Here is a 19,040-nt window from a genome sequence, read left to right as displayed (position 1 = left end):
GGACTGGAATGCGATTTGTTGCGGAGCCTCTTGCAGAGCTCAGGGAGCTTTGTTATAGTTCTGTCCCTCGCAGCAAGCAACGCAGTAATGCAGGTGCAGCGAGGTGTTGAAGGTGCTATCGAATTGGAAAGCACTGGAAACAAAAGAGTTGACGAGATGCATGAAACACCTGATAATCTCGCCTCTCTGCTGCTGACAAACACAACGATTTGTCGACAAAGTGGCAAGGCCTTCAAGGGCAGAATTCTTTAACAATCAACAGTCGATAAGTGTGGGCGTTTGATGATGTGCCCGGGGCTTCGGCCCCGACAGCTCAAAATATAGCATCAAACGCTCACAAGAAATAAACGTAACCTTCGCAAGAAGGTTCGTCAGTATCTTGAGAGTGAATTTCCGCCAATGGTGGGAATTCAAGACAAGTCAGCAATGACTTTAAACAGAGATTAAACTGAAGAGTTTGATCCTGGCTCAGATTGAACGCTGGCGGCATGCTTTACACATGCAAGTCGAACGGTAACAGGGAGCTTGCTCCGCTGACGAGTGGCGAACGGGTGAGTAATATATCGGAACGTGCCCAAGAGTGGGGGATAACGTAGCGAAAGTTACGCTAATACCGCATACGATCTAAGGATGAAAGCAGGGGACCGCAAGGCCTTGTGCTCCTGGAGCGGCCGATATCTGATTAGCTAGTTGGTGAGGTAAAGGCTCACCAAGGCGACGATCAGTAGCTGGTCTGAGAGGACGACCAGCCACACTGGAACTGAGACACGGTCCAGACTCCTACGGGAGGCAGCAGTGGGGAATTTTGGACAATGGGGGCAACCCTGATCCAGCAATGCCGCGTGAGTGAAGAAGGCCTTCGGGTTGTAAAGCTCTTTTGTCAGGGAAGAAAAGGGTACGGCTAATATCCGTGCCTCATGACGGTACCTGAAGAATAAGCACCGGCTAACTACGTGCCAGCAGCCGCGGTAATACGTAGGGTGCAAGCGTTAATCGGAATTACTGGGCGTAAAGCGTGCGCAGGCGGTTTTGTAAGTCTGTTGTGAAATCCCCGGGCTTAACCTGGGAATGGCAATGGAGACTGCAAGGCTAGAGTTTGGCAGAGGGGGGTAGAATTCCACGTGTAGCAGTGAAATGCGTAGAGATGTGGAGGAACACCGATGGCGAAGGCAGCCCCCTGGGTCAAGACTGACGCTCATGCACGAAAGCGTGGGGAGCAAACAGGATTAGATACCCTGGTAGTCCACGCCCTAAACGATGTCTACTAGTTGTTGGGTCTTAATTGACTTAGTAACGCAGCTAACGCGTGAAGTAGACCGCCTGGGGAGTACGGTCGCAAGATTAAAACTCAAAGGAATTGACGGGGACCCGCACAAGCGGTGGATGATGTGGATTAATTCGATGCAACGCGAAAAACCTTACCTACCCTTGACATGTACGGAATCCCGGAGAGATTTGGGAGTGCTCGAAAGAGAACCGTAACACAGGTGCTGCATGGCTGTCGTCAGCTCGTGTCGTGAGATGTTGGGTTAAGTCCCGCAACGAGCGCAACCCTTGTCATTAGTTGCTACGAAAGAGCACTCTAATGAGACTGCCGGTGACAAACCGGAGGAAGGTGGGGATGACGTCAAGTCCTCATGGCCCTTATGGGTAGGGCTTCACACGTCATACAATGGTACATACAGAGGGCCGCCAACCCGCGAGGGGGAGCTAATCCCAGAAAGTGTATCGTAGTCCGGATTGTAGTCTGCAACTCGACTGCATGAAGTTGGAATCGCTAGTAATCGCGGATCAGCATGTCGCGGTGAATACGTTCCCGGGTCTTGTACACACCGCCCGTCACACCATGGGAGCGGGTTTTACCAGAAGTAGGTAGCTTAACCGTAAGGAGGGCGCTTACCACGGTAGGATTCGTGACTGGGGTGAAGTCGTAACAAGGTAGCCGTATCGGAAGGTGCGGCTGGATCACCTCCTTTCTAGAGTAGGCACGATTCTTCGGAATCCTTGCTCATCAAACGTCCACACTTATCGACTGTCGAATGAAGAAGAAACAGTAGTGCCGCAATCGTGTTGTAGCGCGGGTCTGTAGCTCAGCTGGTTAGAGCACCGTGTTGATAACGCGGGGGTCGTTGGTTCGAGCCCAACCAGACCCACCACGTATCAGGCACAAGAAAATCCCTGGGGGATTAGCTCAGCTGGGAGAGCACCTGCTTTGCAAGCAGGGGGTCGTCGGTTCGATCCCGTCATCCTCCACCAACGCATCTACTCAAAATATTAAACGTAAGCGTGACGAGTTCACTTTTATGTTTAGTCTTTTAGAGACTACTGCTGTTTCGTTCTTTAACAATCTGGAAGAAGTAAAGTTTTATTGAACGTGCGAGACATCGCATGTTCAGGGTAGTAATAAAGCTCATCAAAACACAGTAGTAAATGCTTGATACCGATAGCCGTCAAGGTTATAGGGACAAGTGAATAAGTGCACATGGTGGATGCCTTGGCGATTACAGGCGATGAAGGACGTAGAAGTCTGCGATAAGCTTCGGGGAGCTGACAAACGAGCATTGATCCGAAGATTTCCGAATGGGGAAACCCGGCCTTATAGGTCATCACTCACTGAATACATAGGTGTGTGAAGCGAACGCGGCGAACTGAAACATCTAAGTAGCTGCAGGAAAAGAAATCAACCGAGATTCCCAAAGTAGTGGCGAGCGAAATGGGATGAGCCTGCATATGATAGTCGGACTGGTAGTGGAAGCCTCTGGAAATAGGCGCCATAGTGGGTGATAGCCCCGTACGCGAAACCAGACCGGTGGTACTAAGTATGCGACAAGTAGGGCGGGACACGAGAAATCCTGTCTGAACATGGGGGGACCATCCTCCAAGGCTAAATACTCGTAATCGACCGATAGTGAACCAGTACCGTGAGGGAAAGGCGAAAAGAACCCCGGGAGGGGAGTGAAATAGATCCTGAAACCGTGTGCATACAAACAGTCGGAGCGGACTTGTTCCGTGACGGCGTACCTTTTGTATAATGGGTCAGCGACTTACATTCAGTAGCGAGGTTAACCGAATAGGGGAGCCGCAGAGAAATCGAGTCCGAACAGGGCGCTAGTTGCTGGGTGTAGACCCGAAACCAAGTGATCTATCCATGGCCAGGTTGAAGGTGCGGTAACACGCACTGGAGGACCGAACCCACTAATGTTGAAAAATTAGGGGATGAGCTGTGGATAGGGGTGAAAGGCTAAACAAACTTGGAAATAGCTGGTTCTCTCCGAAAACTATTTAGGTAGTGCCTCAAGTATCACCATCGGGGGTAGAGCACTGTTATGGCTAGGGGGTCATCGCGACTTACCAAACCATTGCAAACTCCGAATACCGATGAGTGCGAGCTTGGGAGACAGACATCGGGTGCTAACGTCCGGTGTCAAGAGGGAAACAACCCAGACCGCCAGCTAAGGTCCCAAAGATTGGCTAAGTGGAAAACGAAGTGGGAAGGCTAAAACAGTCAGGATGTTGGCTTAGAAGCAGCCATCATTTAAAGAAAGCGTAATAGCTCACTGATCGAGTCGTCCTGCGCGGAAGATGTAACGGGGCTAAGCCAGTCACCGAAGCTGCGGATATCTAGCAATAGATATGGTAGGAGAGCGTTCTGTAAGCCTGCGAAGGTGTCTTGTAAAGGATGCTGGAGGTATCAGAAGTGCGAATGCTGACATGAGTAGCGATAATGCGGGTGAAAAGCCCGCACGCCGTAAGCCCAAGGTTTCCTGTTCAACGTTCATCGGAGCAGGGTGAGTCGGCCCCTAAGGCGAGGCAGAGATGCGTAGCTGATGGGAAGCAGGTTAATATTCCTGCACCGTCGTATGATGCGATGGGGGGACGGATCGCGGAAGGTTGTCTGACTGTTGGAATAGTCAGTTTCTGTTTCATAGAAGGTGCTTAGGCAAATCCGGGCACGTAATTCAAGGGAACGGGACGAGCGGCCATGTGCTGCGAAGCAATCGGAAGTGGTTCCAAGAAAAGCCTCTAAGCTTCAGTCATACGAGACCGTACCGCAAACCGACACAGGTGGGCGAGATGAGTATTCTAAGGCGCTTGAGAGAACTCGGGAGAAGGAACTCGGCAAATTGGTACCGTAACTTCGGGAAAAGGTACGCCCCGGTAGCTTGAATGGTTTACTCCATGAGGGTGAAAGGGTTGCAATAAAATGGTGGCTGCGACTGTTTAATAAAAACACAGCACTCTGCAAACACGAAAGTGGACGTATAGGGTGTGACGCCTGCCCGGTGCTGGAAGATTAAATGATGGGGTGCAAGCTCTTGATTGAAGTCCCAGTAAACGGCGGCCGTAACTATAACGGTCCTAAGGTAGCGAAATTCCTTGTCGGGTAAGTTCCGACCTGCACGAATGGCGTAACGATGGCCACACTGTCTCCTCCCGAGACTCAGCGAAGTTGAAATGTTTGTGATGATGCAATCTACCCGCGGCTAGACGGAAAGACCCCATGAACCTTTACTGTAGCTTTGCATTGGACTTTGAATCAATCTGTGTAGGATAGGTGGGAGGCTTTGAAGCGGGGACGCCAGTTCTCGTGGAGCCAACCTTGAAATACCACCCTGGTTCATTTGAGGTTCTAACCTTGGTCCGTTATCCGGATCGGGGACAGTGCATGGTAGGCAGTTTGACTGGGGCGGTCTCCTCCTAAAGTGTAACGGAGGAGTTCGAAGGTACGCTAGGTACGGTCGGACATCGTGCTAATAGTGCAATGGCATAAGCGTGCTTAACTGCGAGACCGACAAGTCGAGCAGGTACGAAAGTAGGACATAGTGATCCGGTGGTTCTGTATGGAAGGGCCATCGCTCAACGGATAAAAGGTACTCTGGGGATAACAGGCTGATTCCTCCCAAGAGTTCATATCGACGGGGGAGTTTGGCACCTCGATGTCGGCTCATCACATCCTGGGGCTGTAGCCGGTCCCAAGGGTATGGCTGTTCGCCATTTAAAGTGGTACGTGAGCTGGGTTTAAAACGTCGTGAGACAGTTTGGTCCCTATCTGCCGTGGGCGTTGGAAATTTGAAGGGGGCTGCTCCTAGTACGAGAGGACCGGAGTGGACGAACCTCTGGTGTACCGGTTGTCACGCCAGTGGCATTGCCGGGTAGCTAAGTTCGGAAGAGATAACCGCTGAAAGCATCTAAGCGGGAAACTTGCCTTGAGATGAGATTTCCCAGAGCCTTGAGCTCTTTGAAGGGTCGTTCGAGACCAGGACGTTGATAGGTCAGGTGTGGAAGTGCAGTAATGCATTAAGCTAACTGATACTAATTGCCCGTAAGGCTTGTCCCTATAACCTTGACGGTTATGGAGCATTTGCCTGTGTTTGACGATGCAGCTTGAATTACCCTAACTTTACTTCTTCCAGATTAGTAGCTGCGCTGCCCGACAGGGAGCGACGCTACGTACAAGTCATGCCTGATGACCATAGCAAGTCGGTCCCACCCCTTCCCATCCCGAACAGGACCGTGAAACGACTTTGCGCCGATGATAGTGCTGCAACCAGTGTGAAAGTAGGTTATCGTCAGGCTGTTATATAGAGAAACCCCCATCAGCCTGAACGCGCTCAAGATCGCGTTCAGTGCAGATGGGGGTTTTTTGCTTTGGGGCGCTGCTTCAGCAGGACGCTGCGGACTGGGCTCGCTGTCCATGGTTTTTGTGCTCCGCCGGGCATTGCTGATTAATCGCGCCGATTGCTCAGCCCAGCATTGCCGGGCTTCGCTGCTGCAACCAGTGTGAAAGTGGGTTCAATCAGGCTGTTATATAGAGAAACCCCCGTCCGCTCACGATGAATCGTGAGCCTGGTCGGGGGGTTTTTGCTTTGGAGAGTCGAAACGCACGGGAAAACCGGTGTCAGACACCTTTTTCCTTTAGAAAAAAGTGTCTGACACCAGTGCTCGAGCGTCGGCGATCTGACAATCGCGCGTACATTTGGACATGCTGTCGGAGCGATCCTGCGTCGTCGAAAGACGCGCACAAGCCCGTCTGCGACGAGGCTATGGAATCAGCTTGCGGAAGAACACCACGCGTTCCGTTTCCGTGAATCCGAGGGCGCGGTGCATGGCCTGGCTGCCTTCGTTGTCCAGCAGCGCATCCGAAGCGAGCTCGGTGCAGTGGCAGGCCTTGGCCCATGCGATGACGGCGGCGATCAGCAGTGTGCCGATGCCCATGCGGCGGTACCCCGGGGCGACATAGAGCCCCTCGAGGAAAGCGACGAGCGAGCTGTCAGTGCCATTCACGTAGTCACCGCGCAACGCTGCTTCGACAAAGCCAGCCGGCTGATTATCGCCTTCATACGCCACGAGCTGGAAGAACCTGCCAGGGTGATCGAGGAAAAACTGCATCTCCGCGATGTGCTCGGCCGGCACTCCTTCGGGCCAGAGTGCCTGTCGGAGGCCGAGCCAGCCATCTTGTCCGGTGGACGTGCATTGAACCAGCTTCATGGTCGATCCTTCGCGCATTGCAAGCTCATCGGCTGCCAGGCTTCAGCTTACACCCACTACGGTGGTGCATCAATCACCCATCTTCGAGGCGCGCCCTCCAGAGAAGCCGCGTGAACCTCGCAGCTCGGCAGCAGCCAGGCGATTGCGGGGATTTGCATGGATCGACGCCCCTTTGCCCCGGTTTCCGGCCCGCGCACACCCCAAGCCGCTATTCATTGACGCTCCAAAACGCCCAAACTTATTATCTATCTACCGATAGATAAACCTAGGAGTTCCAATGAAACTGTACCAACGCCCCGGCTTTCCCAACCCCGCCCGCATCCACATCGTGCTCGCTGAAAAGCGGCTTGCCAGGGATGTCGCATATGTCGATGTCGACCTGATCGGCGCGGAGCACAAGGCCGGGCCATTTCTGGCGAAGAATCCGCTCGGTGTACTGCCCGTGCTGGAACTGGACGATGGCACTCTGCTGTCGGAGTGCACCGCGATTACCGAATACCTCGACAATCTCGATGGCAACCCGGTGCTTACCGGCCGCACGCCGCGCGAGAAGGGCCTGATCCACATGATGCAGCGGCGCGCCGAGAGCGAGGTGCTGGACCCGGTCGGCCACTATTTTCACCACGCCACCCCGGGGTTGGGCAATGCGCTGCAGGCGTTCAAGAGCCAGGATTGGGCGGGCCGCGCCGAGTGGGGCGAGCGCGAGGGACGCCGTGCGGCCGAGGGCCTGCGTTACTTCAATGACGTGCTGCGTGCCGCCCCCTGGGTGGCGGGCGAACGTTTCTCGATGGCCGATATCACGCTGCTGGCCGGGATCTGGTTCGCCGGTGCCGCGGGCATCGCGGTGCCGCCGGAGCTCGATGCGCTGCACGAATGGCTGGGGCGCGTGTCCGATTTGCCGAGCGTGAAAGGGCGCGGCGGGCAGCAGATGCTGCCGGAAGACCTGCGGCGCCTGGGATTTTAGCTTCTCCCAGGCCAGCGGTAATCAGTCGAACAGCCCCGTGTCGGCGAATGCCCCCATGATGGCGTCGTAGACGGCGATATCGCTCCGTCCGCGCGCCACCAGCTGGGCACCCGCCACGGCGGCGTAGATGGCTGCGCCGCGGGCGCGCGCCAGTTCGGGCGATGTACCGGGCCGCCGTTCGGCCGCCAGCGTGGACAGCCATGCCACGTTGGCATTCGTGAAGGCCGCCACTTCGGCGCGCACCGCTTCCGGCAAATCTTCATTCTCCGCTGCCATGATGCCGCACAGGCACATGCGGTTGCCGTCTTCCAGCGCGCGTCGGAACACCGCCACGTAGCGGGCCAGGCATGCGCGGTAGTCGAGCCCTTCGCCCGCCAGGGCATCCAGGTATGCCACGCCATCCTCGGTATAGCGCTGTGCCAGCGCGGCGCCCAGGTCGCCCTTGGTGGGGAAGTGGTAGTGCACGCTGGCGCTCTTGATGCCGACACTGCCGGCCAGGTCCCGGAAGCTGAGCGCGTTGTAGCCGCGCGCCTGCACCATCCTGCGGGCGGCAACCATGATCTGTTCGCGGGTATCGGCCTGGGTGCGCATCGTGATGTCTTCGTGGATGATCGGAGATGCAAGTGTACACCAGCCTATCGATAGATAGACTGGTGGCCGGTTCAAAGCTGCCGCCGCCACGCGCCCGGCGGCATGCCGACCACCCGCGCGAACGCGCGCGTGAAATGCGCCTGGTCGGAAAAGCCCGCGGCCCTGGCGATTTCGGACAGCGAAAGGTCGTGGCGCCTGAGCAGCGCCCGCGCGTTGTCGATGCGCTGGCTGGCCAGCCACGCCGTGGGCGAACAGCCGGTGCTGCGCTTGAAGGCCGTGGCGAAATGGCCTGGCGACAGGCGGCATTCCGCCGCCACGTCGGCGATCCGGACATGGCCATCGGCATGCGCGCGCAACTTTTCCTTGGCGCGCTGTTCCTGCCACGGCGCCAGCCCGCCACGCCCGACCGCCACGGCCCGGCCGCCATAGGTATGCAGCAGGTGCGCCGCCAGTGCCTGGGTGGCGTGCGAGACGAACAGCGGCGAAACCCGCGCCGGCTTTTCGAGGGCCGGCAGCAGGGCGCCGGCCAGGGCGGCGACCGCGGGATCGCAGGTGCCGGGCGGAGGAAGGCGCAGCGGGCTCGGTGCCGGCATGCCGTGTGCCGCCGCCCATTCCTCCAGCGCGCGCTGTGGAAAGTCGAACTGCACCATGTCGAATGGCGCATCGAGCGCCAGGCGCACGCCTGCTTCGCGCGGCACCAGGCACAGGCTGCCGGGTTGGCCCGCCTGCTCCCGTACGCGCAGGCGCGGCTCGCCGCCGACGAACAGCTCGAAGCTGTGCGGCGGGCGCAGTTTCACCATCAGGATATAGGCGTCGCCGGGCTGCTCCTGCACCAGTTCCACATGGGCGCCGCCATGCTGCGTGAGGCGCGTGATGGCGTAGTCGCCGCTGTGCAGGCTGCGCGTGCGCAGCGCGCCGCGGCCGTGGCCGGTTTCAGGAAGCGTCATCGCCGGAGGTCAGGTGCGCCAGCAAATGCGCGCGCACCAGGTCCAGGATCTGCGCGGATGCCGCCTCGGTCGGCGCCAGCCGTGCCAGCGTCATCGCGCCCACCATGGCCGACAGCGCCACCACGGCATCGGCACGGCTGGCCCCCTGGCCGAATACCTCGATCAGGCGTTCCATGCCGGTACCTGCCGCGACCCGCACGGCTTCGCCTTCGCGCGCCAGTTCCGGACCCAGCGCGGCGAAGGCGCAACCGGTTTCCGGATGATCGCGGTGCTGCGTGGTCAGATAGGTGTCGATGGCGCGCCGCAGCGGCACGTCGCCCTTTGCCGTCGCCTGCGCCATGGCGGCGCCGATGGTCTCGCTCGTTTGTTCAATGGCGCGCGCGCCGGCCTCGGCGACCACCTGTTCCTTGGACGCGAAATGTTTGTAGAAACCGCCGTGTGTCAGCCCGGCGCCGGCCATCAGGTCGGCCAGTCCGGTGGCGGCGATGCCCTGGCGGCGGAAGGTTGCCGATGCCGCTTCGACGATGCGTTCGCGTGTGACGGCCGCTTCGGCGCGTGATTTCCTCATGTTCCTGTCCTCCGTTGCGATAATTTGGATGTTGAGTGCATTCTAATCAAATCTCCACTTCAGCGCCCGCATGAGCCGCGCGACGCGCGGCCAGTCGCAGGGCGAACGTGCGCAGCAGTACATAGAAAAGCGGTGTGAGGAACAGGCCGAAGAGCGTCACGCCCAGCATGCCGGCAAACACGGCAACGCCCATCGCGTGGCGCATTTCGGCACCGGCGCCGTGCGAGAACACCAGAGGCAGCACTCCCATGATGAAGGCGATCGACGTCATCAGGATCGGCCGCAGGCGCAACCGGCATGCTTCCATGGCCGCCGCCGCCACGCCGCGACCGTGCTCTTCCAGCTCGCGCGCGAATTCCACGATCAGGATCGCGTTCTTCGATGCCAGCCCTACCAGCACGAACAGCGCGATCTGCGTGAAGATGTTGCGGTCGCCGCCCGTTATCTTCACGCCGGCCAGCGCGCACAGGATCGACATCGGCACGATCAGGATCACGGCAAGGGGCAGGGTCCAGCTTTCGTATTGCGCGGCGAGCACCAGGAACACCAGCAGCACGCACAGAGGGAACACGTACAGCAGCGTATTGCCGGACAGGATATTCTGATAGGTCAGCTCGGTCCACTCGAAGCCCATACCCTTCGGCAGCCTGTCGCGCGCCAGCCGTTCGAGCGCGGCCTGCGCCTGGCCGGAAGAGTAGCCCGGCGCCGGCGCGGCGTTGAGGTCGGCCGCCGTGTAGTTGTTGTAGCGCTGCACGCGGTCCGGTCCATAGGTGTCGCTGATGCGCACCAGCGAGGAAAGGGGCACCATTCCGCCGCTGTCGCTGCGCACCTTGATCTGGTCGATCTGGCCCACCTGCGAGCGGAATCGCGCATCGGCCTGCACCCGCACCTGGAACGTGCGGCCGAACCCGTTGAAGTCGTTCACATAGTAGGAGCCGAGGTTCACCTGCAGCGCCTGGTAGATGGCGGGCAGCGGCACGCCGAGCTGGCGGGCACGGGTGATGTCGATGTCGGCGTACAGCTGCGGCACGTTGATCTGGTAGCCGGAAAACACGCTGGCCAACTCGGGGGCCGCGCGTGCCCTGTCGACCAGCGCCTGGGTAGCGTGGTACAGCGCATCGTAGCCCAGATTGGCGCGGTCTTCCACCATCATCTTCAGGCCGCCGATCGTGCCCAGGCCATTCACCGGCGGCGGCGGGAACACCATGATGAACGCATCCTGGATCGCGCCGGCGCGCCGGTTGATCCCAGCCGCGATGCCGGGGCCGCTCGTCTCCTCGCTGTTGCGTGTTTCCGGTGCCAGTTCGCCCACGAACGTGATGCCGGAGTTGGGTGCGTTGGTCAGGTCGTTGACCGACAGGCCGGGAAAAGCCACGGTATTGCGGGCACCCGGCACGCCGAGCGCCGTATCGGCCAATCGCCGGATCACGGCCTCGGTGCGGTCGAGCGAGGCGGCTTCCGGCAACTGGGCAAAGCCGACCAGGTAACCCTTGTCCTGCGATGGCACGAACCCGGCCGGCACCACCTGGAACATCACCACGGCGCCGGCAACGAGCACCGCGTACACGCCGAGCGAAGCGGACTTGCGGTGCAGCACGCCCTTCACGCCGGCCTCGTAACGGTGCGAGACGCGGCCGAATACCCGGTTGAACCAGCGGAAAAAGCGCCCGAACAGCCGATCCATCCAGCGTGTGAGCAGGTCGGGCGGCGCGTGGTGCGGGCGCAGCAGGGCGGCCGACAGCGCCGGCGCCAGCGTCAGCGAACAGAACGCCGAGATCACCGTGGAGATGGCGATCGTCAGCGCGAACTGGCGGTAGAACTGGCCGGTCAACCCTGCCACGAACGCAATCGGCACGAACACGGCGCACAGCACGAGTGCAATGGCGACGATCGGGCCGGAGACTTCCTTCATTGCCTGGATCGTTGCATTGCGCGGCGACAGGCCCGCACCGATGTTGCGCTCCACGTTTTCCACCACCACGATGGCATCGTCCACCACGATGCCGATCGCCAGCACGAGGCCGAACAGGGTCAGTGTGTTGATCGAGAAGCCCAGGCCGAGCATCACGGCGAAGGTGCCCACGATTGATACCGGTACCGCCAGGAGCGGAATGACCGAGGCGCGCCAGGTCTGCAGGAACACGATCACCACGATCACCACCAGGGCGATTGCTTCGAGCAGTGTGCCGATCACGGCCCGGATCGAATCACGGACGAACATCGTGGGGTCGTAGGCGATGCGGTACTCCACGCCTTTGGGGAAATCCCTTGCCAGTTCATCCATCGTGGCACGCACATCGCTCGATAACTGCAGGTCGTTCGCGCCGGGCAGCGAAAAGATGCCCATTGCCACCGCCGGCTTGTTGTCGAGCAGGGCGCGCAGCGCATAGGAGCCGCTGCCCAGTTCGATGCGGGCGATGTCCTTCAGGCGCGTGGTGGCGCCGTCGGTATTGGTGCGCACGATGATGCGGCCGAAGTCTTCCTCGGTTTTCAGGCGCCCGCGCGTGTTCATGGTGAGCTGGAACTGGCTGTCGCGCGAGGGCGCTGCGCCGATCGCGCCGGCCGCCACCTGCAGGTTCTGCTCGCGGATCGCCGTCACCACGTCGCCGGCCGTAAGGTTGCGCGCGGCCACCTTTTGCGGGTCGAGCCAGATACGCATCGCATACTCTCCCGAGCCGAGCAGGTTGACGTCGCCCATGCCGCCAATGCGCGCCAGCCGGTCCTTCACGTTCAACACGGCGTAGTTGCGCAGGTACAGGTCGTCGTATTCGCCGCCCGGCGATACTAGGTGCACCAGCATGGTCAGGTTGGGCGACGTCTTCGCCGCTGTCACGCCGATCTGGCGCACTTCGTCCGGCAGGCGCGGCAGCGCGCGCTGCACGCGGTTCTGCACCTGCGTCTCGGCCTGTTCGATATCGGTGCCGATGCGGAAGGTGACGGTGAGCTTGAGCGCGCCGTCCGACGTGTTTTGCGACGACATGTAAAGCATGTTCTCGACGCCGTTGATCTCCTGCTCTAGCGGCGTGGCCACGGTTTCGGCAATCACTTTCGGATTGGCGCCCGGGTACTGGGCACGCACCACCACCGAAGGCGGCACGACGTTCGGGTATTCGGAAACCGGCAGGTTCAGGATCGAGAGCAGGCCGGCGACGAACACGATCACCGACAGCACCACGGCAAAGATCGGCCTGTCGACGAAGAAGCGCGGGAAGTTCATGCTGTTCCTTTCGAGGTGCGTGCGTTCAGCCGAATGCAGCGGCATGCTTGCGGACGAATGCCTGCACAGTCATCGGCCCCTTGCCGGTGAGCGATCCGATGATCCGGTCGGTGCCCCGGAATACGCCGTTGCTGCAGTCGATCCCCACTTCGACCAGGTGCTGGATCAGGTACGGCCACAGGCCGGTGGCGGCGAGCCGCGCGCGGTACTCGTCGATGGAAATCGGCTGGTAGCTGATGGTGCGGCCGAGCACCTCGCCGACAGCGGCGGCGATGCCATGTTCGTCCATCTCTTCCGGGCCGTTCAGCGTGTAGGTGCGGCCGAGGTGCGGTGCCGGATCGGCCAGCAGGGCGGCGATGGCGCGGCCCTGGTCTTCGGCGGCGATCGGCGCGTGGCGCCCGGTGCCGAACGGCAGCTTGATCAGGCCTTCGTCGCGGATCGCCGCGCGCACGTGCGGATACAGCAGCCACTCGGCGAAATAGGTGGGGCGCACGTGCACCACCGGCACGCCGGACCAGTCGAACACCCGCTCGGCGATCCAGTGATTGCGCGCGGCATTGCTGGCGGCATCGCGTCGAGCCGAGATCTGCGACATGTTGACCACGACGCCGGTGCCGGCTTCGCGCGCCGCCTGGGCGAAATACGCGGTGGCATCGAGCAGGCCGGGGCGCAGCGGGTAGACAAAGTAGGCGCCGTGCACGCCATCGAGCGCCGCGCGCACGGCATCGATATCGAGCAGGTCGCCGGTCACGATGTCCGCGCCTGCGGCGCGCAGCGCTTCCGAGCGCTCATCGACCCGGTGCACGAAGGCGCGAACCGCGTGCCCGCCGGCTAGCAGCTCGTGCGCGGTATGGCGGCCGGTATCGCCGGTGGCGCCGGCAACGAGAAAAGTCCTGGTACCCATGAAAACTCCCTGGCAAGTAAGATGATGATCAACATCCAAATTAGAATTCAATCGACATCTAATTGTCAAGGTAAACATTTTCTCGTTTCAGCGGAGGAAATCCGCCCGCCGTTCGTCAAATCATGTGAGACAACAGAGCGAGGTGGGAATGAATACTGGAACAGCCGAACGGGTAACGCCCGACACCGAACGCCTGGCCGGCCGGACATGGCCGGGCGCCATGCCAGCCCGCTCCCATCCGGTGGCGGAGCCGCGCGCGCCGGCCATGCCCGCACCGCCGGCCGCGAGCGCCGATCCGCTGGCCCGCGGCATCGCCGCCCTGGCCCCGTTCGGCCGCGACACGCGCCGCCGCGAGCGCTTCCTGGCGGCCCGCGAACAGGGCTGCTGCCACCAGTGCCACGCGCCGCTGCAGAATCTGCTGAACGAGTGCCCGTGCCCGCACTGGTTCATCACGTCGGCCAGCACCATCGAGCGGATCGCGCCCGTGCTGCGGATGTATTCGGTGGCCGATGTGCTGCACTTCATCCTGCTGCACCTGGCGGCGGATAACGGCGGCCGGGCGCTGCCCCGCACCCAGCTCGGCGTCTCGACGTGCGACGATGCTCCCGAACTCGTGGTGCGCATCGGCAGGAAGCAGTGGAACTTTCGCGCCACGCACAGCGAGGGCGAACCCGCCCGCTTCAGCGTAGGGCTGTTCAATCCGCGCACCGGCAAGCGCTGCGCCATCGAGCTGCCGGCTACGGAAGCCGATCTCGACGTGATGCGTGCGGTCACGCGGGCCATCGGCGCCAGATAACCATGACTGGGGCGATAAGATTGCACGGATGTTTCCGCATCATCCTGCTGGTCGAAGCTACCGTGCGCCTGCCCGACGCCGGCGGGCCGCCGATCGCGCGGCAGGCGGCAAGCGCTTCGACGGCCGATCTGCAGCAGGTGACGGCCCGCCCCTCAGTTCCCCAGCCTGAAATCCTTCACGCTTTCCTTCGTCAGCACCGGCGCCGTGAACGCCGTGCCGCTGCCGTCGCCCAGCGGCGATTGCGCGCTCAGCCCCAGCCACACGGTGGCCGGATAGCTGTTCCTGTAGAGCCGTGCGAGGTGCCAGGTGGTCTTGTCCTTCGAGTAGTAGAGGCCCACGGTCTTCGTGTCGGACGACAGTTTCAGGTAAGTGGCCTTGTCGCTGACGGGATCGTGGTTGGCGTCATCGGAGGTGTCGATCGTGCGCACGCTCACGATCCGCGTGGTGCCGCGTTCGTCCAGTTCGAAGGCGAACTTCTGCCACAGTTTTTCGGTCACGAACAGGTACAGCGCGCCGGCGTCATACGTGGCCTTGAACTGCGGCGCCACCCGGGCCACGAACGTGAACGGCCTGGTGTTGTCGACTCTGGTCAGCAGCACCGGCGCCGTGTTGTTCGACAGCTTGTCGTCCGGGTCGTTGAAATAATCCTGCTTCGCGCCGGCCACGATGGTGACCGCATCGCCGGCCACGGTGGCTTTCCGGTCGGCGTCGTTCAGGCACTTCGTGAAGTGGATGCCGGGCAGCTTGACGGAGCACTCTTTTTCCATGTTTCCAGCCCTTGCGGTGTGAATGAACATTGTCGTTGCGATCAGCGTGGAGCACAGCAGCGTGCTGCCGGCGGTCGTGGCGAATTGCATGGTTGAACATCTCCAGGTCAGGTTGTCGCGTGCGGAGTTGCCGGTGCAGGTTCACCGGTCCAGCGTCACCCCCATCAGGCCGATGACGACATCGTTGGCCAGCGTGCGCACGGTCACGCTCTTCAACGTCTTCGAACGGTCCAGCGGCACCTGCAGCACCGTGGCGGCGCCGCCGTCGATGGCTTCGCGGCCGGCGCCCTTGAACGTGGCGGGGTCGGGCACCCGTACCATGGCCGTCTTCAGGTCCACGCGCACGGGCAGCGCGCCGCACAGCGGGAACTGGTAGTCGTCCGTGAAGTAGTCGCGCTCGACGGGCCACCAGTTGTCCGGGTTGCGCAGCGGCGTGCGCGCGGTGGTGCCGTCGGCATACGCCACCACGATCTCGCCGTTGTCGATGCGGCTCTGCATGTGGTTGGTGGAACCGGCCATCAGCAGGAATGCGCGCGCCGCCCGGCCGGACAGCGGCACGGTGGTATCGCGCGGGTAGTTGTCCCACAGCGAGGTGAATGCCACGTTGGCGCCGGCGACGGGCGTGGCGAACGACAGCCCGTTCGGCAGCCGCAGCGTGCCGCCGAGCGCGCGCAGGCCGGCATCGTCGACGACCGGCAATTCGTTGACGTGGCCGGCCCAGGCGCCGGCGCCTTGCGCCGGCAGGGCCAGCGTGACGTGCGCCGAACGGGGCGACAGGTATTTGAACGGCTTGAACAGCTCCGTCACGCGGTCGTTGAACGCCAGTTCGACGTGCCGGGAACGCACCGGCGCGCCGGCAGTCCAGCCGGGGCCTTCGAGGGTGCAGGCCGATGGCGGCGGCGCGGACGGCGCGGCGCGCCACCAGGTGAAGTCGCCCTGGCGCATTTGCGTAAAACCTTCTTGCGTAAAACCTTCCCGGGTCGAGCCGTCCCGCATGAAACCGTTGCCTGGAGCGGCCGCCGCCGGGGCCGCGCGCGCGTCCTCGATGGCGTCGCCGCGCCAGGCGATATCGATCGTCACGGCGGCGTGCAGCGGCACCTCCACCAGCAGGCGCGGCGCACCGACGGCGCCGGCTTCCGCTTGCCAGCGGGCCGGCTTGCCATCCACCGTCACGGCCGCGATCTCGGCGGCGCGGGCGGGTACCTGCAAGGCCAGCGTCCGGAAGCGCTTGCCGTGCTGGCTGACCGTCCACGTTTCGTGATTGCCGTCGCGGCGCCAGGCCACGGCCACGTCCGGGTGCGCGAGGCGCGCGTGGTGCCAGTCGTGGGGGAAGCCCGGCCGCACCGTCAGCACGCCCGCCAGCGCATCGGGCCGCACGCCGAACAGGCCTTCGACCAGCGCGCGGGACATCACGCCCGAGCCGTCCGCGAAGTCGCGCTGCGATTCGCGGCGGTAGACGTCGAGGTAATTCATGCTGCCGATGTTGCCCGGGCTGATGCCCATATACAGGCTGGCCAGCAGCGCGCCTTTCGCGAGGGCGAACGCGGTCTCGGCGCGGTCCGCCTGCCAGTAGGCGAGGGCCGTATGCAGGTTCTCGGACATCACCACGTTGTTGATCGACCAGGAATACGGCATCCAGTCCGTGGTGGGCAGCACCGCATACGGGCGGTCGGCCGGCACGCCGGGGCCCCGTACCGGGATCGGGCGCAGGTGGCGGTCCAGGTCGGCCGCCATGCGCGCCGCCTCGAACGGCGTGGGCACACGCGAATCGAGCGTGTGATAGAAGGTCCACAGCGCGTAGCTGGGGTGCAGCTGCCGGCCGCCCAGGGCGTCGCGGTATTCGGCGAATGCGCCGCGTTCCGGCATCCACAGCTGCTCGCGCAGCGCGCGGTGGATGGCCGCGGCTTCCGCTTCGTAAGGCGCCGGGTCCTTGCCGATCAGCCGGGCGATACGCGCGGCCATCGTGTTGTGCCAGGCGTTGTAGGCGGTGGTGTGGGTGGCGCCGCCGCCGTTGTAGAACAGGTCGTCGCTGGCCCAGATGGCGGCATAGGCGTCGTACAGCGGCAGTTTCGACGGGCCGAACTCGCGGCGGAACAGCCGGCGCTCCCACGCCAGGTGGCGCTCCAGCACGGGCCAGGCGGCGAGCGCGTAATCCATGTCGCCGGTCCACAGCAGGTGGCGCAGCAGCGCGTCGACGAAGCCGATGTTCATGTCGTAGTGCGACTTGCTCATGTCGCCGTTCGAATGCAGTCCTTCCTCGTTGCGGGCGAGGTTGGTGGCGCGCTCGGGCGGCGGCGGCGAGCCGGGAACCGGCGATGTATCCTGGCGCACGGTCCACGCATCGGCATTGCGGCGGAAGCGCTCGTGCCAGCCCAGCGCATCGAGCGCATATGGGCCGCGCCAGCCCAGCAGTTTCGTGCGCCACGCCACGGCGCCGTGCATGATCGCCTGCTGGGTATCGTCCCACACCGCATCGGCCGCCACGTTCAGCGCGCCCATCGCGGCGTCCAGGTAAGGGTCCGGCGTTTCGATGCGCACGTGGTTGCGCAGCCGGGCGAAGTGGCCGGTGGCGTCGGCGAAGCGTTGCGGCAGTTCGGCCGGCGTGAAGCGTGGCAGCAGGGTTTGACGCTTGCCGCTGTCGTCGCTGGCGCCCGCTTCCCGATAGACCTGCTGCTCGCGGGGCTGTTCGCGCGCCACGACCTGCAGCGCCAGGTGCACCGGTGCCGCGCCGAGCGGCACGCGGCCGACGGCGACGTTTTCGTCGCCCGCCCCGATGCCGGCGGAGGCGAGCAGCGTGGGTAACGCATTCCACTGGCCGGCGGGCGCTTTCCATACTTGCGGCGCGGCGCCGGCGGTGGTGCCAACGCTGGTGCCAACGCTGGTGCCCATTGTCATGCTGATGGTGGCCTTCGCGGTGGCGACCGTGAAGCCGTGGCCGGACACGTCGAACTTCGCGCCGCGCGCGAACGCGGGCGAGAACTGGAAGAATTCGCCGATGGGCACGCGCTCGGTGCCGATGTCGCCGTCGCGGCGGCCGCGCTGGCCGTTGCCGGGGCCGAAGGCGAATACCAGTTCGGCGCCCGCGGCCAATCCTTCGCCCCGTATTTCCACCGCCAGGCCTTCGGTCGCGGCATAGGCCACGGCCGCCACCCGGATACGCCCGTTCGGGCCCAGCAGACCGTCGGCGATCTCGTAATGCAGTTCCCCGGGGCGATAGCGGGTCTGCACATGCCGCGCCTCGTGCAGCCACAGCGTGCCGCCCTTCGTGCGTACCCCGAGGCGCAGGTTGCCGCCGCGGCCCGGCAGGTACAGCGCGAACTCGGGGCGGTCGCCGCCGTCCACGCGGAACGCCGTGTTGCCGCCGTAGAGCGGGCGGTTGAAGAACTCGCGACCCTCGTCGATGACGAAGTCGGCGCCCTCTGGGCGGTAGCGCAGCGGCCGGTCGAGCCGGCCCTGCAGGTTGGGGACGAGGGACGGTGCCTCGGGCTTGTAGGCCGGCGCCGCGTGCGCCGCGCCCTGGCCCATGCCAACGCCTGCGAGCAGGCAGGCGAGGGTGACTGCGAATCGTATGCTCATCGGGGAAAGGTAGCGGAAAACGGCGGGGTCATGGATGGCGGGGCGGGAATAGTCATCGGCTTGATCGATGGATTCCGGCGAAGCATCCTCCTCGCCTGCGTAGCGGGTGAGGCTCGGCCTTACGCTCCCGCGACCCGGTTTTCAGGAATATTTCCAAAAACTGGGGTCTGACCCCGGTTTTGAGAAATATTCCTGGATTGCCCGGTCCTGAGGAGCGGGCT

At 62.4% G+C, this 19,040-nt stretch carries 10 protein-coding genes, 2 tRNA genes and 3 rRNA genes; 7 read left to right on the top strand and 8 right to left on the bottom strand.

The genetic code is table 11. From position 1 onward, the window contains the following. The first annotated feature begins 445 nt into the window (after positions 1-445). The 5 genes from GJV26_RS07485 to rrf all read left to right on the top strand — a co-directional run bounded on the left by GJV26_RS07485 (position 446) and on the right by rrf (position 5,576). A 16S ribosomal RNA gene (locus GJV26_RS07485) occupies positions 446-1,976 on the top strand. 103 nt (positions 1,977-2,079) lie between these two features. After that, positions 2,080-2,156, top strand: a tRNA-Ile gene (locus GJV26_RS07480). A 24-nt stretch (positions 2,157-2,180) separates the two neighbouring features. Further along, a tRNA-Ala gene (locus GJV26_RS07475) sits at positions 2,181-2,256 on the top strand. A 206-nt stretch (positions 2,257-2,462) separates the two neighbouring features. Beyond that, positions 2,463-5,338 (top strand): 23S ribosomal RNA (locus GJV26_RS07470). 125 nt (positions 5,339-5,463) lie between these two features. Further along, positions 5,464-5,576 (top strand): 5S ribosomal RNA (gene rrf / locus GJV26_RS07465). The 16S, 23S and 5S rRNA genes sit together here with 2 tRNA genes alongside, the layout of an rRNA operon. A 466-nt stretch (positions 5,577-6,042) precedes the next feature. On the opposite strand, the gene aac(6') is transcribed toward rrf, so the two are convergent. Beyond that, positions 6,043-6,489: an aminoglycoside 6'-N-acetyltransferase gene (gene aac(6'), locus GJV26_RS07460; protein ID WP_155708283.1), complete on the bottom strand. Its 447-nt coding sequence runs from the start codon at positions 6,487-6,489 to the stop codon at positions 6,043-6,045. A 277-nt stretch (positions 6,490-6,766) separates the two neighbouring features. On the opposite strand from aac(6'), the gene GJV26_RS07455 reads away from it, so the two are divergent. Next, complete coding sequence (locus tag GJV26_RS07455; protein WP_155708282.1) at positions 6,767-7,453, top strand: glutathione S-transferase; 687 nt, start codon at positions 6,767-6,769, stop codon at positions 7,451-7,453. A gap of 21 nt (positions 7,454-7,474) precedes the next feature. Here GJV26_RS07455 and GJV26_RS07450 read toward each other — a convergent pair whose 3' ends face one another. From GJV26_RS07450 to GJV26_RS07430, 5 genes are all read right to left on the bottom strand, one after another. Beyond that, positions 7,475-8,044, bottom strand: coding sequence for a TetR/AcrR family transcriptional regulator (locus GJV26_RS07450; RefSeq protein ID WP_155708281.1), 570 nt, complete (start codon positions 8,042-8,044; stop codon positions 7,475-7,477). Positions 8,045-8,115: 71 nt separating this feature from the next. Beyond that, positions 8,116-8,991 (bottom strand): helix-turn-helix transcriptional regulator, encoded by an 876-nt coding sequence (locus GJV26_RS07445; RefSeq protein ID WP_155708280.1) that lies wholly within the window; start codon positions 8,989-8,991, stop codon positions 8,116-8,118. Further along, entirely contained in the window at positions 8,978-9,559 is a 582-nt protein-coding gene (locus tag GJV26_RS07440; RefSeq protein WP_155708279.1) for a TetR/AcrR family transcriptional regulator, read from the bottom strand. Before GJV26_RS07440 ends, GJV26_RS07445 begins: the two co-directional genes overlap by 14 nt. A 46-nt stretch (positions 9,560-9,605) precedes the next feature. Next, positions 9,606-12,776 carry an efflux RND transporter permease subunit gene (locus GJV26_RS07435; RefSeq protein ID WP_155708278.1) on the bottom strand — a complete coding sequence of 1,057 codons (3,171 nt, stop codon included), beginning with the start codon at positions 12,774-12,776 and terminating at the stop codon, positions 9,606-9,608. Positions 12,777-12,801: 25 nt separating this feature from the next. After that, entirely contained in the window at positions 12,802-13,680 is an 879-nt protein-coding gene (locus GJV26_RS07430; protein ID WP_155708277.1) for an NmrA family NAD(P)-binding protein, read from the bottom strand. Between the two features lie 148 nt (positions 13,681-13,828). On the opposite strand from GJV26_RS07430, the gene GJV26_RS07425 reads away from it, so the two are divergent. After that, positions 13,829-14,476 (top strand): hypothetical protein, encoded by a 648-nt coding sequence (locus GJV26_RS07425; protein WP_155708276.1) that lies wholly within the window; start codon positions 13,829-13,831, stop codon positions 14,474-14,476. Positions 14,477-14,628: 152 nt separating this feature from the next. Here GJV26_RS07425 and GJV26_RS07420 read toward each other — a convergent pair whose 3' ends face one another. Continuing rightward, positions 14,629-15,333 carry a DUF1349 domain-containing protein gene (locus GJV26_RS07420; protein ID WP_155708275.1) on the bottom strand — a complete coding sequence of 235 codons (705 nt, stop codon included), beginning with the start codon at positions 15,331-15,333 and terminating at the stop codon, positions 14,629-14,631. 51 nt (positions 15,334-15,384) lie between these two features. Continuing rightward, on the bottom strand, positions 15,385-18,819 hold the full coding sequence (locus GJV26_RS07415; protein WP_155708274.1) for a DUF4450 domain-containing protein: 3,435 nt from the start codon (positions 18,817-18,819) through the stop codon (positions 15,385-15,387). Positions 18,820-19,040: the final 221 nt, after the last annotated feature.

Origin of the sequence: Pseudoduganella dura, from assembly GCF_009727155.1 — a bacterium.
Classification (GTDB): domain Bacteria; phylum Pseudomonadota; class Gammaproteobacteria; order Burkholderiales; family Burkholderiaceae_D; genus Rugamonas; species Rugamonas dura.
The sequence above is the reverse complement of the archived record's forward strand: the minus strand, read 5'-3'. Positions and strand labels throughout refer to the sequence as shown.

Excerpts from the sequence above, each read along its gene's own strand:
- GJV26_RS07440 (WP_155708279.1), bottom strand. The coding sequence starts at position 9,559 with ATGAGGAAATCACGCGCCGAAGCGGCCGTCACACGCGAACGCATCGTC.
- GJV26_RS07455 (WP_155708282.1), top strand. The coding sequence starts at position 6,767 with ATGAAACTGTACCAACGCCCCGGCTTTCCCAACCCCGCCCGCATCCAC.
- GJV26_RS07430 (WP_155708277.1), bottom strand. The coding sequence starts at position 13,680 with ATGGGTACCAGGACTTTTCTCGTTGCCGGCGCCACCGGCGATACCGGC.
- GJV26_RS07425 (WP_155708276.1), top strand. The coding sequence starts at position 13,829 with ATGAATACTGGAACAGCCGAACGGGTAACGCCCGACACCGAACGCCTG.
- GJV26_RS07415 (WP_155708274.1), bottom strand. The coding sequence starts at position 18,819 with ATGAGCATACGATTCGCAGTCACCCTCGCCTGCCTGCTCGCAGGCGTT.
- GJV26_RS07420 (WP_155708275.1), bottom strand. The coding sequence starts at position 15,333 with ATGCAATTCGCCACGACCGCCGGCAGCACGCTGCTGTGCTCCACGCTG.
- GJV26_RS07450 (WP_155708281.1), bottom strand. The coding sequence starts at position 8,044 with ATGCGCACCCAGGCCGATACCCGCGAACAGATCATGGTTGCCGCCCGC.
- GJV26_RS07435 (WP_155708278.1), bottom strand. The coding sequence starts at position 12,776 with ATGAACTTCCCGCGCTTCTTCGTCGACAGGCCGATCTTTGCCGTGGTG.
- GJV26_RS07445 (WP_155708280.1), bottom strand. The coding sequence starts at position 8,991 with ATGACGCTTCCTGAAACCGGCCACGGCCGCGGCGCGCTGCGCACGCGC.